The sequence below is a fragment of the Candidatus Nitrospira nitrosa genome, assembly GCF_001458735.1.
GTDB classification, from domain to species: Bacteria; Nitrospirota; Nitrospiria; order Nitrospirales; family Nitrospiraceae; genus Nitrospira_D; species Nitrospira_D nitrosa.
The window spans coordinates 386750-400765 of sequence record NZ_CZQA01000009.1 but is presented as its reverse complement, the minus strand read 5'-3'; the positions used below and the strand labels follow the sequence as shown (position 1 = coordinate 400765).

The window sequence follows — 14016 nt, the reverse complement described above, 5'->3', positions numbered from 1 at the left end:
ATCTGCAAACGTTTGAAGAATGGTTAAGGTACCAGGCTCTTGACACTTCCATGATGACCACGGAGGAGTTAGCGACCTGGCAGTGCTGTTTCGAGGAGACGCAAAAGCAGCGTGCTGCGAGTTCGGATGCTGGGCTGATGAATCTCAAAGCAGTTCCAGGGGAGAGTAAATTCGCGGTCGGGGTTCGTGAGGGAACAGACCTGTTCCTTGTGTTATGGGTACGGCGCAATCAACAAGGAGAGTATTGTATTCTGAAGCCGATGAGGGACAGGCCGGTGAACCTGCATGGCAGCTCTCATAGTGACGGCACCCTTCATCACAGAATTGTAAGGCAAAAGTTTCTATCAGATCATAAGTCCACGGCATTCCCCATTATGAATGGATTTACACCAAAGGAAACTGGAGCCATCTTTAATCCAACGGCATTCACCGGTATCGTGGAGGTTGCATCAGGAATTCTTGGGCCACGGCATGGTTGCATCGGGGTATCTCTTGCTGAGCCCGGTTTCAGGCTGCCTGACTATACCTGGGCGTATCAAGTCTTATCCCAGACGGTTTTTCGTGAAGTATCGCCGCACGTTGTGGTGTCAATCATGCGCAAGAAATCCTCCTGCTAAATGAAGTGCCACTGCGCTCCTCGACATTGATGCAAAATGGTCCGTCAAAGCGTTATGCGATCCCGGCCCGATTATGGACATCCGATATTTGGTCGATTGTAAGGACGCGATTTCCCTCATTGCCCGTTGGTTATTCGACGAATGGGGGCGATTTCTTCCCGGTTCGTCCTTCGAGGGTGGTGTTGCCCGATTACATGAACGGCTCCATTGTGATCAACTGCCGCTGACGTTGGTGGCGATGGAGGCTGGGGCCGCTATTGGCACCGTCAGCCTGATTCCTTGCGACATGGAGACGAGGCCTGACTTGTCGCCCTCGCTGGCAAGCCTCTACGTGGCACCGGACCACCGGCGATGTGGTATCGGATCGGCATTGATAGAAGCTGCCGTAAGAGAGGCCAAGCGTGTGGGCATTGATTCGCTCTTCCTCTTTACCGACAGCAGCCAAGCCCTCTATGCCAAGCATGGTTGGCAAACAGTAGAGTCGTGTCTCTATCGCAACCGAGCAGTCGTGATTATGAGGAAGTCTGTCGTATGACCACGGACCTGCTCGTGACAGCGATGCTCCCCATGTTGCACAAGTTGTGCGACGGGCAAGTCAGTATCGCCATCGGAGGATCGCGAACCAAGGGATCAGCGGATCAGTGGTCTGATCTCGATGTCTATCTCTTTTCGATGACCGTCATCCCACGCGCAGACCGAGAAACTGTGGTCTCAACCATGCTGCCGAATGTCTGCAACGTGACCTCATGGGGTTGTGATGACCCGTTTCTTGAGGGAGGAACAGATTTTGAGCTTGAAGGCGTTCGCGTGGAATGCTGGCATCGCAAGGAAGCCTCCGTGGAAGAGAAGCTGCAGGCCTCATTCAAGGGAGAGATCACGCGACAGTATTCACCCTGGGCGGTCATGGGATTTTTCGACCATGCGGTGCTGGCGGATATTCGCTCGATGCAGATTGTGGTCGACCCCCAAGGAATTCTAGCCCAGTGGAAGAAACAGGTGAGTTCCTATCCCGAAGCCTTGCGTCGATCATTGCTGGATCGGTTCATGCGCTGGGCTGAGTTCTGGATGGGCAATCCCCATTGCCAGAGTGCAATCGAACGGGCGGATCTGATCTACACTTCTGCCATTGTCCAGCATACACTACAGGCACTCATCCAAGTGCTGTTCGCTCTGAATCGAGAATACTTTCCCGGTGAGAAGCAGCTCGCCTTGGCGATGGACAAGCTTTCCTTAAGACCGCAAGGGCTATCCGAGAGGATACGCTACATACTCAACCCAGGAATGGAAATGGGACGAGACGAACTGGCCGCGCAGGCCAGCGCACTCGCCGATCTGGTTAAAGAAACAAAGTGCTTGGTGTTGTCCGACCAGAACTAACCCAAGTTGTGTGGGCGCAGCAGCGTTTCTCCAGCAGGCCTCCTCTCTAGTGAGAATCGAGGACATGCGCGTCTCTCGGATTGCGGGACTCAATCTGTTCGTAGAAATCTTGGGAATTGTCAGCCCAGGACTATCTTGGAGCTGGGGTGAGGAAATAATTTCGCATTCCGTCTAAGTAGTACACAACGACTCAGTCATCAGAGAAGGGGCGCGGTTGCCAAACCGCGCTAGCTGTTCCCTTCAATGCAGATGGCCATCGAGCTCACCGACTGAGAACACGAGCGAAACCCTACAGAGGTTCACTGTGGTTCGGGATGAAAGCATAACCGACATCCCGCGCTCTTGGTGTGTCTGAAGCGCAGAGGGGGATTGCATTGGTATCCGAAGAGCGTACAGGCGTCACGACACTCGTCGAGCTTCTTCGTAGGAGAGCCGACGATCTCGCGGAGCAACCCGCGTTCATCTTTTTAACTGACGGTGAGACGGAGGCCGGCGAGCTGACGTACGGTGAATTGGATCATCGCGCGCGGGCCATTGCGGCTCGGCTTCAATCATTGTGCGCACAAGGTGAGCGGGCCATTCTTCTCTATCCACCAGGGCTTGACTACATTGCCGCATTCTTCGGCTGCCTCTATGCGGGCGTCGTCGCCGTACCAGCCTATCCACCGCAACGAAAACGAATGCTGGGACGATTGCGGGCGGTACTCACCGACTCAGGAGCGAGCTTAGCGCTGGCAACGGCGAAGGTTCATGCCGGCGTTGAGCGGCTGAGTCGGCAGGATTCCGGAATGGCAGAGTTCGGGGACGTGCAGTGGCTTGAAACCGACGTTCCGGCTGAAGGGATCGAAACTATCTGGCGGACGCCGTCCGTGGCCGGGGAGACGCTCGCGTTTCTTCAATACACATCGGGGTCGACCGGTACCCCGAAGGGCGTCATGGTGAGTCATGAGAATCTGTTGCATAACCAGCGGATGATTCAAGAGGCGTTCGGTCACGGCGAGCACACGACCGTCCTCGGGTGGCTGCCCCTCTATCACGATATGGGACTGATCGGGAACGTCCTGCAGCCGCTCTATCTCGGTCGGCCCTGCGTGTTGATGTCGCCCGTGCATTTCATGCAGAAGCCGTTTCGATGGCTGTCTGCGATCTCACGGTATCGCGCAACCACCAGCGGGGCACCGAATTTCGCCTATGACCTCTGTGTCCGTCAGATTTCCGTGGAGGAACGAGAACAATTGGATCTCAGCTCCTGGTCGGTAGCGTTCAACGGAGCTGAACCCATTCACGCGGGAACGTTGGATCGCTTCGCGGACATGTTCGGTTCCTGCGGGTTCAGGCGTGAAGCCTTTTATCCTTGTTACGGATTGGCTGAGGCAACATTGTTTGTGTCAGGTGGTGAGCATCGGGCGGCGCCCATTCTCAAGCTTGCTGAAAAGGCTGCGCTGGAGAAGGGCGAAGTGATCGCGGCCTCCCGGGTCGACAGCTCCGCGACTCGACTGGTCGGGTGTGGGCGCACCGCCGTTGATCAGCAAATGATCATCGTCAATCCGGATACCTGCTTGCGCTGTCTCCAGGGTCAAGTCGGAGAGATTTGGGTCAAGGGCGCCAGTGTGGCGCAGGGATACTGGAATCGCGAGGAACCCACGGCACAGACATTCGCCGCCACGCTCGGGGATACCGGAGAAGGTCCATTTCTCCGAACCGGCGACCTCGGAGTGATTCACGATGACGAACTGTTCATTGTCGGCCGATTGAAGGATCTGGTCATCATTCGTGGCCGGAACCATTATCCGCACGATATCGAGGCGACGGTACAGGACAGTCATTCTTCACTCAGGTCAGGTTGCGGCGCGGTGTTCTCCATCCCGGTCGATGATGAGGAACGATTGGTGGTGGTACAGGAAGTGGCCGGTCATTCGTCGGTCGCTCTCGACTCTGTCGCCGCGGGAGTCAGCCGAGCGGTCACGGAACATCATGAAGTTCAGGTGTATGCCGTCGTCCTGATCAAGCCCGGCACGCTACCTAAGACCTCAAGCGGGAAAGTTCAGCGGCACCTCTGCCGCGCGAAGTTTTTAGCCCATGAACTGGAGGCCGTTCACACCACGTTGCATGATGGGCAAGTGGAAAGAGAGGCCGATGTTGCTGCTGCTGATGTCGATGATGAGACGGTTGCACGAGTGGCTGAAATCTGGACTCAGGTGCTTGGCCGTCCTCACGTGGGGCCTCAGGACAATTTTTTTGAGCTTGGCGGAGATTCGTTGCGTGGGACACAGGTGCTGGCCAAACTGCACGACGTGTATGGCGTCGATCTTCCTCTTGAATTGCTGTTCGACGCTCCTACGCCCGTGGGTCTGGCAGCGCAAGTCCGATCAACATCTCAATCGACGCCGACGCGTCACCTTTTAGACCCGACTACTCCCGGAGATATCACGCCCCTGTCCTTCTCTCAACAGCGGTTCTGGTTTCTCGATCAACTGTCTGCGGACAGCTCATTCAACAATATTCCGGTTGCCTTGCGAATCAGAGGAGTGCTCGACTTGGCGGCGCTTCATCGTGCTCTGAAGGAAATCGTGCGACGCCATGAGATTCTTCGCGCGCGTTTCGTCGTCGATCACGATCATCCGGCTCAGGTGATCGATCCACAGTATGAACTTCCACTCCCGGTCGAAGATCTGACTAATTTGTGCGGGGCAGTTCAGGAGGAGCACGTCTCGCTGTGGATGTCGAACGAAGCTCACCAAGCGTTTGATCTGACGACAGGTCCGTTGATTCGCGTGCGACTGCTTCGTCTGACTCAGACGGACCAGATTCTGCTGCTCACGATCCATCACATCGTGGCTGACGGCTGGTCCATGAGAATTGTCGGCCACGAATTGACGCGGTTGTATGAGGCCTTCACGAAGGGGATGGACGCTCTTCTCCCGCCACTGCCAAGGCAGTACCGGGACCTAATCCGGTATCAGCGGCAATGTGTGGACAGTGAAGTATGGAAGCGTCAAGAAACATACTGGCGACGCCAGCTGGGGACCGTCCCAAACGTGCTTGAATTACCGAGCGATCGTCCCCGGCCCGCGGTACAGGGGCAGAAGGGAGATCGGTATGGCTGGTCTATCCCTGAAGACATCGGGAGACGGCTTCACGAGATTGGGTGCAGGCACCAGGCGTCATTATTCATGACGATGCTGGCTTCATTCGACGTATTGTTGGCCCGCTACAGCGGACAGTCGGAGTTCTGCGTCGGTACGCCGGTGGCCAACCGCTCTCAGCCGGAATGCGATTCCCTCATTGGTTGTTTCGTCAACACGGTCGCATTGCGCGTGGATCTGACGGGTGATCCCTCTTTTCTCGAGTTGCTGACACAGGTGCGCAAGACCGTGCTTGAGGCGCAGGCCAACCAAGACCTTCCGTTTGAACGATTGGTGGATGCACTTCATGTCCCGCGCAGTCTCAGCCATACGCCGCTGTATCAGGTGATGATGACCTTGGAAGAAGAGCAACCCGAGCTCTGCCGGCTGGATGGTCTGGATGTGTGCCGGATGAAGACGAGCACCCGAACCTCCCTGTTCGATCTCACGCTTGAACTGACGGCGATGAAAGACGGCCGGTTAGAAGCGGTGTTTGAGTACAGCACGGATCTGTTCAGCGGTGAAACCATCGCACGCATGGCCGGACATTTTCAGGCATTGCTCAGACAGATCGTGCTGAGTCCTGACGACCGTGTGAGCGAACTCGGCATGCTCGGCGAAGATGAACGAAGGTATCTGCTTCAGAGCTGCAATGCGACAGCGGCGGACTATCCGCAGGAACTGTGTCTCCATCAGCTGTTCGAACAACAGACAACGCTCACACCGGATGCCGTCGCGATGGTGTGGAACGGTGTGTCGTATAACTATCGGTCACTCAATGCACAAGCCAACCAGTTAGCCCGGTATCTCAAGCGGCAGGGCGTTGAGACGGAAAGCCGCGTCGCACTGTGTCTGGAGCGTTCCTTGGAGATGGGGACGGCCCTGCTCGGCGTGCTGAAAGCAGGGGCATCCTATGTACCGATGGACCCTTCTGTTCCTTATGAGCGATCACGCGTGATGATCGAGGACAGCGGGGCGCGATTGCTGCTCACCCAAAAGCGGTTTGCCGCGCACTTTCACGACGTGGCGATTCCGGTCATCTCGCTGGATGAGATAGGGCCGGTGCTGGCGTCCTTGCGCGATTACGATTTGCCTCCGGCTACGGCACCTCAGAATGTGGCGTACGTGTTGTATACCTCCGGGACGACCGGCCAACCGAAGGGAATAGAGATTTCGCATCGCGCGCTCGTCAATCACAGCACGGCTATGGCGAAGCACTATGGGCTTCAGCCCACCGACCGTGTGCTGCAATTTGCATCGATCAGTTTCGATGTCGCGGCCGAGGAGTACTTTCCCACGTGGTCGGCGGGTGCATCGGTGGTGTTGCGTCCGAACGAGCCGGTGCCGGAGTTTTCCGATTTGCGGCGGTTTATCGATGACCACGGTCTCTCGGTGCTGAATTTACCGACTCCTTACTGGGCTGAATGGATTGAAGCCTGTGAACAGGACGGAACGGTTCTCCCGAAGTCGCTCCGTTTGGTGATCGTAGGAAGTGAGAAGGCGTTACCGGAGAGTTTGACCCGGTGGCAACGACTTGCCGGTGAGCGCATCGCCTGGTGCAATTCGTATGGCCCGACCGAAGCGACCATCACGGCGAGCTTTTTCATGCCTGAGCGGCCGGAGGATTGGACCTCCGCATCCACGGTGCCGATCGGACGGCCTATCGCCAATGTCGAATTGTATGTTCTCGACTCGGCGTGCCGGCCGGTGCCCATCGGCGTGGCGGGCGAACTGTACATCGGCGGAGTCGGTCTGGCGAGAGGATACTCTCGCCAGACGGATCGGACGGCTGAGAAGTTTGTTCCGCACTGCTTCAGCCGTGAACCTGGCCGACGATTGTATCGAACGGGTGATAGAGCTAGGCGGCGCGCTGATGGCAATGTGGAATTTCTCGGTCGATACGATGCTCAGATCAAAGTGCGGGGTTTTCGTGTCGAACCAGCCGACATTGAGTGTTCGGTCAAGCAACATCCCGATGTCAAAGATGCGCTCGTCCTACAGGAGGTTTCGGGCTCGGCTGCGGGTGTCCGGGCGAAAGAGCCGAGATTGGTCGGGTATGTCGTGCCTCGAGGTGAAACCGTCACGACGGGGCAAGATCTGCGAGCGTTTCTCGCCGAACGGCTTCCCGGATACATGATTCCAGCCGAATGGATCTTTCTCGATGCCGTGCCGCTGACGCCGCGCGGGAAGGTGGATCGCCAAGCCCTCAGAGCCCATGCGGGACGGATTCAGAAAGCGGAGCCACCGTCGGCACTCCTGCAGACCGATATTGAGCGGACCATCGCGGAGATTTGGAAGGCGGTCCTTGGAGTGGAGTCAGTGGGCCGACAGGACAATTTCTTCGATCTGGGAGGGCATTCCCTTCTTCTCACCAAAGTGCTGGCGCAAGTGCGTGCCATCGGCACACGACCATTGACCATGGTGGATCTGTTCCAATATCCGACGGTACAGGATCTTGCCGCGTATCTCAACGATGACCGAACGTCGAAGGAAGCGGATGGGGAGTGTGCTCAAGCTGAAGGGATGCAACAGACCAAGGCTCGGCGCCTGGCAGGCCTACGACGCCTGCAGCGGCAGCGAGAGCAACGTCAGACGACGACGGATAGGACCTAAGATGAATCGGAGCGGCGGACATCAGATCAGCGATCACGATGGATTGGACCTGGCGGTCATCGGATTGGCATGCCGTTTTCCAGGAGCCCATGACAGCGCGACGTTCTGGAGGAACCTACGTGATGGAGTGGAATCCATTACGAGACTCGGCGAGGAAGATCTGCAATCAGCTGGGGTCCATGAACGACTGCGCCATGATTCCAACTATGTCCGCATGCGAGGCATCATCGACGGGATTGATCTGTTCGATGCCGATTTCTTCGGCGTCACACCCAAGGAAGCCGAGCTCATGGATCCGCAACATCGGCTGTTTCTCGAATGTGCATGGGAGACATTCGAACATGCGGGATACGATCCGGAACGGTTTGGCGGATCGATCGGCGTCTATGCGGGATCAAGCACGAGCGGCTATCTGTTCAATCTTTTCCCTCAGGGCGTGCTGTTGCAGTCGGCTTCCGATATGGCGGGTATTCTCGGCGTGGAGAAAGATTCGCTCCCCACTCGCGTGTCTTACAAGTTGAACCTCGAAGGGCCGAGCATCGCGGTGCAAACCGCCTGTTCCACATCCCTGGTCGCCGTTCACTTGGCTTGTCAGGGCCTGCTCGCAGGCGAATGCGACATGGCATTAGCCGGAGGAGTGTCCATCAACGTGCCACAAAAAGTCGGCTATCTCTATCAGAAGAGCGGCATTGCCTCCCCGGACGGTCACTGCCGGGCCTTTGATGCGGACGCGAGAGGAACAGTCGGCGGAAGCGGTATTGGTATCGTGTTGTTGAAACGATTCGAGGATGCGGAGGCCGACGGCGACCATATTTTAGCGCTCATTAAGGGCACCGCGATCAATAACGACGGTGCGCAAAAGGTCGGGTACACGGCGCCGCGCGTTGAAGGACAGTCCAAGGTGATCAGGGCGGCACATGTGGCGTCCAGGATCGAGCCAGAGTCGATATGTTACGTCGAGGCTCACGGAACAGGGACGCCCATGGGTGATCCGATAGAAGTGGCGGCTCTTACACACGCATTTCGTAACGGGACCGACAAAAAAGGGTTTTGTGCCATCGGATCAGTGAAGACCAACATCGGCCACCTCGATGCGGCGGCAGGGATCGCAGGGCTGATCAAGACGACTCTCGCGCTCACACACAAGCAAATTCCTCCCAGCCTGCACTTCTCATCCCCGAACCCGGAAATCGATTTTGCCGAGACGCCGTTTTACGTCAATACGAAACTGACCGACTGGAGTTCGCACGACTCTCCTCGTCGGGCCGGTGTCAGCTCGTTCGGCCTCGGCGGCACCAATGCCCATGTGGTCATGGAAGAAGCGCCTGTCTCCGAGCACGACAATCACCGGTTCGATCACCGTCGGCGACTGATCGTGCTATCCGCTAAATCCGAAGCGGCGTTGAATGAGATGTCGGTTAGACTGGCGGCACATCTTCAGCAATGCACCGCGACTGAGCTGGCAGACGTCGCCTATACCTTGCAGACCGGCCGAAAGGCATTTCTCCATCGGCGATGGGTCGTGGCCGACACTGTCGAAGCTGCGGCCCGAGCGTTGAGTCGGCAGGATTTCGTGAAAGCGAGTAGTCGTGCCGGCGAACCGAGGCCGGTGATATTTCTGTTCCCCGGGCAGGGTGCCCAGTATCGAACGATGGGCCGCGACCTCTACGCGCAAGAACCGGTTTTTCGTGAACAGGTGGACCGATGCGCAGACGCTCTCGCTCCCCACATGGGGCTGGATATCAAGCCCATTCTCTTTGATGAGTCCCCGGCGGATCCTGACAGACTCAACCGTACCGCCTTCACGCAACCGGCCTTGTTTGTAATGGAGTATGCCCTTGCCAAGCTCTGGATGAGTCTCAATGTGCATCCCTCCGGCATGATCGGACATAGCGTCGGTGAATACGTTGCTGCTTGTCTGTCCGGGGTCTTCTCGCTTGAGGATGCGTTGCGACTCGTCGCGGTTCGTGGTCGACTCATGCAAAGTACGGCGTCCGGTTCGATGCTGGCGGTGTCGATATCGGAAGCTGATGCAACAGCCCTCCTTGACGCCGGTGTGGATCTGGCGGCAGTCAACGCGCCCAATCAGTGTGTGCTGTCGGGAGCTCAGCCCACGATCACGAATCTGCAAGAAACATTGGCGAAAAAAGGCATAGAGAGTGTACGACTCCAAGTTTCCCATGCGTTCCATTCACGCGTGATGGACCCCATCCTGGAATCCTTCAGCGCACAGGTTGCCGGCGTCGCGCGCCACACGCCGACCATTCCCTGGATTTCCAACCTGACCGGCGATTGGATTGTCCCCGCTCAGGCCATGGATCCGTCCTACTGGACCAATCACTTGCGGCGGACCGTCCGCTTCGCCGACGGTATTGAGACGCTCTGCAGGAACCCCGAGCGGATTCTGCTCGAAACAGGTCCGGGACAGACCTTGCGTACGCTGGCTCAGCGACAAATCGATCGACGACCGGTGATGGCGCTGGCTTCTTTGAGCAAACCGGCAAATGGATTATCGGCTACATCCGAACACTCAAACTTTCTCGAAGCAGTCGGGTATCTGTGGGCAACCGGCACGGCAATCGACTGGGCGGCATTGTATCGAGGCGAACGTCCACGGCGACTTCCCCTCCCAACCTATCCGTTTGAACGCAGACGGTTCTGGGTAGGACCCATCAAACAGGCAGGCGAGCCGGACCAGATCACAGGGCTGACCAAGAAACCCAATATCAGCGATTGGTTCTATGAACCATCGTGGAGACGATCGACGACGGTTTCACAGGCCGAGGCTGCGCAGGAGGGTACGTGGCTGGTCTTTGTCGGTGAACGAGATGAGGGGGCCGGAATTGTCCGGAAATTGGAATCTGAAGGAAGGCCGGTCGTGACGGTGTCGGCCGGTGAGCGATACGAACGGCTGACAAAGTCAACGTATTCGATCCGACCGGCGGTTCGTGAAGATTATCACAAACTGATTCAGGATTTGCGGGAGCAGGACCTCCGGCCGAATCGAGTGATGCATTGCTGGAACCTGCAATCCATTCACGGTTCGTTGTCACTCGAAACGTTTCGTCACGCGCAAGACCGAGGCTTTCACAGTCTTCTGTTCCTCTCGCAGGCTTTGGGAAGCAGAATTTCAATGGACCCGACAGACATCTGTATTCTGACATCAGGACTCCATGATGTGACCGGTGAAGAAACGTTGCGTCCGGAACCGGCACCGGTCGTCGGAGTCTGTCGGGTCATTCCACAGGAATACACCAACCTCACCTGTCGTGTAGTCGATCTCGAAGCACCGAAGAACGAACAGAATCTGTTGTCGCCGAGCGTGATCGACAGACTCTTGGCTGAAAACACCGTTCGAAAGGATGAACCTGTCATTGCGTATCGGGGAATGCATCGGTGGGTTCAAACATTCCAGCCGGTGAAGCTGGAACATCCGAAGGGGCAGGCGGCTTTGCTTCGAACTCATGGTGTCTATCTCATTACCGGAGGGCTTGGAGGAGTCGGTCTTCAACTCGCCGAGTATCTCGTCCGAACCGTCAAGGCACGCCTCGTCCTGATCGGTCGGTCCAAGCCGACTGAAGAACAAACACTGCGGTTGAAGACACTCGAAGAGCTGGGCGGAGAAATTCTCACCGTCCAAGCGGATGTGGCCGATGAGCGGCACATGCGTTTCGCGCTCGCGCAGACTCTGGAACGCTACCACGCCTTGCACGGAGTGATCCATGCAGCCGGTATAGCCGGAGGGGGGTTGATCGACCTCAAAACCATGGAGGCTGTGGAGACAGAGTTCGCTCCCAAGGTAGTCGGAGCTTTCGTCCTCGACCAGGTATTACGGAACGTCTCCCTGGATTTTATTTGTTTTTGTTCCTCCTTGAACGCGCTGAACGGCGGAGTAGGGCAAAGCGGCTATTGTGCCGCCAACGCCACATTGGACGCGCTGGCTCATGCGTTCTCGAAGCGCGGATCGCATGTCATCTCCATCAATTTCGATCGGTGGAATCAAGTGGGAATGGCGGTACAAGCCGAAGCCAGGCTGAAAGCCCTGCAGATCGAAGATTCGGCATTCGACGGCATGTCGGCGTCGCAAGCGCAGGATGCATTCGGCCGGATATTGCATGGATGGACGTCTCCACAGGTCATCGTGTCCGTTCGTGACTGCATCTCGATAGTGGAGCAGAGCGCCAAAACCGGATTGCCGCAGGTCGTTGGTCTGACCAATGGACAAGATGCGGACAACGAGTCGATCCGAGGCAAAGCCGAGCTGATGGGAGATGCGACGATTGAGGAAAAGGTAACGTTGGTGTGGAAGCAAATCCTCGGCGTTGATCACGTCGGTTTGCATGACGACTTTTTCAGGTTGGGCGGTGAGTCACTGGCAGCTCTACAGATCTTGAACCGCGTACAGGAAGTTGTCGGCATGGAGGTCTCTCTTAAAAAGTTTTTTGAAGGTCCCACGGTTGCGGGACTTTCCGAACAGATTCAGCGTCAAAAAGAGGGCGGCATTACGACGGTACCGGACATTGTTCCGCTTCCTCGAAAAACTCGCTCTCAGATGAGTTCCTTACGCTCGGATGACTTGGGTAGATCGCAACCATGAGGGATGCACGACAATGAGTTTGATCCGCTTCTTATACCGTAACTCCTGGCGACTGGTCATGCTCTCCATGGTCGCCGGACTGATCAGCGGGCTGGCAAGCGCGGGAATCATCGCCTTGATTAACTCGGCTCTGGAGGAGAGTGAGCGCACGGTAGCTCTCGGAGGAGGTTTTCTCGCGGGTGTCGTCCTCGCGGTCGTGACGAAGGCCTTTTCGGAAGTTGTCCTGACGCGACTGGGCCAGGACATCATCGCGCAATTGCGGCTGCATCTCAGTGAACAGATTCTTCGTGCTCCTCTCCGGCACGTCCAGGAACTCGGGCGACATCGATTACTGGCCGCACTCAACGAAGACACCGATGTCATTGCACAGGCCTATGTGCAGATTCCGCTAATTTGCGTCAACGGTGCGACGGTGGTCGGGTGCCTGGCCTACCTCGGCTGGCTTTCATGGCCCATGCTGGCCGTCGTGCTCGGCTTCATGGTTTTCGGCGCCCTCTCGTTTCACGCGCAGGAAAAACGGGCTCTGCACTCGTTCAAGCAGGCTCGAGAAACAAGCGACACTCTTTTTCGTCATTTTCAATCGATCCTCGAGGGCATTAAAGAGCTCAAGCTTCACCGTGAACGGCGGCAGGCCTTTCTCGCCACGGCCCTTAGACCGACCGTGACCGCCTATAAGCGCGACTTTGTCGAAGGCATGACGGTGTATGCCATCGCGACCAACTGGGGCATGTTTCTGTTCTATGCGGTCATCGGGCTTGTGTTATTCGTCTTTCCTGAATGGCTGGCGCTGACTCCTCAGGCGATCGCCGGATCGACGCTTGTGCTCCTGTACATGATGGGGCCCTTCGCTCAGATCGTTGAAACCCTGCCGAACGTCGGCCGTGCCGATGTCGCGCTGGAAAAAGTCGAGGCATTGGGACTGTCGCTGGCCACGGCTTCCACGCAGGACCAGATCGAGAAACGAGAAAGGATCGTGGCAAATGCCGCCGGTGGACCGGTCCTCAACACCGGATGGAATCGGATCGAGCTGGCAGGCGTGACGCATCGCTACTACAGGGAAGATGAAGAAGGCAGTTTTCATCTTGGCCCGATCGACCTCAGCTTCACTCCGGGTGAACTGGTATTCCTTGTCGGCGGCAACGGCAGTGGGAAAACGACGCTGGCTTTGCTCCTGCTTGGTCTCTACGCCCCGGAATCTGGGGCGATTCGTCTCGACGGTGTTCCGATCGACGAAGTCAACCGTGAGAACTATCGCCAGCTCTTCTCCGCCGTGTTTTCGGACTACCACTTATTCGACACGTTGTTCGGCTTGAATCAGATCGGCCTAGATCGCCACGCACGCGAATATGTGGATCGTCTTCAGCTTCGAGAGAAAGTGCAGATCAGAGGCGGAGAGTTCTCTACTCAATCCCTGTCACAAGGACAACGCAAGCGCCTCGCATTGTTGACCGCCTATCTCGAAGACCGTCCGTTCTATGTGTTCGACGAGTGGGCAGCGGATCAAGATCCGGTATTTCGTAGAGTCTTCTACATGGAATTATTGCCGGAATTGAAGGCCCGCGGAAAAACAGCGCTCGTCATTACCCACGATGATCAATACTTCGCGGTCGCGGATCGATGTCTCCGGATGGATCTTGGGAAGATCACCTCTGTGACAGAAGCGGTGGGCGCATTGCAGTAAGCAGCA

6 protein-coding genes are annotated in these 14016 nt (G+C 56.8%); all 6 read left to right on the top strand.

Annotated features, from left to right (window positions below; translation table 11 throughout):
• Positions 1-50 precede the first annotated feature (50 nt).
• Positions 51-617 carry a hypothetical protein gene (locus COMA1_RS13910; RefSeq protein ID WP_141654349.1) on the top strand — a complete coding sequence of 189 codons (567 nt, stop codon included), beginning with the start codon at positions 51-53 and terminating at the stop codon, positions 615-617.
• Positions 618-690: 73 nt separating this feature from the next.
• Positions 691-1152, top strand: coding sequence for a GNAT family N-acetyltransferase (locus COMA1_RS13905; protein ID WP_090749524.1), 462 nt, complete (start codon positions 691-693; stop codon positions 1150-1152).
• Complete coding sequence (locus tag COMA1_RS13900) at positions 1149-1994, top strand: DUF4037 domain-containing protein (protein WP_090749522.1); 846 nt, start codon at positions 1149-1151, stop codon at positions 1992-1994. Before COMA1_RS13905 ends, COMA1_RS13900 begins: the two co-directional genes overlap by 4 nt.
• A gap of 347 nt (positions 1995-2341) precedes the next feature.
• Positions 2342-7732, top strand: coding sequence for a non-ribosomal peptide synthetase (locus COMA1_RS13895; RefSeq protein ID WP_090749520.1), 5391 nt, complete (start codon positions 2342-2344; stop codon positions 7730-7732).
• Complete coding sequence (locus tag COMA1_RS13890; RefSeq protein WP_245631099.1) at positions 7617-12329, top strand: type I polyketide synthase; 4713 nt, start codon at positions 7617-7619, stop codon at positions 12327-12329. The genes COMA1_RS13895 and COMA1_RS13890 overlap by 116 nt, the downstream gene beginning before the upstream one ends.
• Before the next feature lie 13 nt (positions 12330-12342).
• Entirely contained in the window at positions 12343-14010 is a 1668-nt protein-coding gene (locus tag COMA1_RS13885; protein ID WP_090749516.1) for a cyclic peptide export ABC transporter, read from the top strand.
• Positions 14011-14016: the final 6 nt, after the last annotated feature.

Coding starts and splice junctions, on each gene's coding strand:
- COMA1_RS13905 (WP_090749524.1), top strand. CDS start 691: ATGGACATCCGATATTTGGTCGATTGTAAGGACGCGATTTCCCTCATT.
- COMA1_RS13885 (WP_090749516.1), top strand. CDS start 12,343: ATGAGTTTGATCCGCTTCTTATACCGTAACTCCTGGCGACTGGTCATG.
- COMA1_RS13910 (WP_141654349.1), top strand. CDS start 51: ATGATGACCACGGAGGAGTTAGCGACCTGGCAGTGCTGTTTCGAGGAG.
- COMA1_RS13900 (WP_090749522.1), top strand. CDS start 1,149: ATGACCACGGACCTGCTCGTGACAGCGATGCTCCCCATGTTGCACAAG.
- COMA1_RS13890 (WP_245631099.1), top strand. CDS start 7,617: ATGGGGAGTGTGCTCAAGCTGAAGGGATGCAACAGACCAAGGCTCGGC.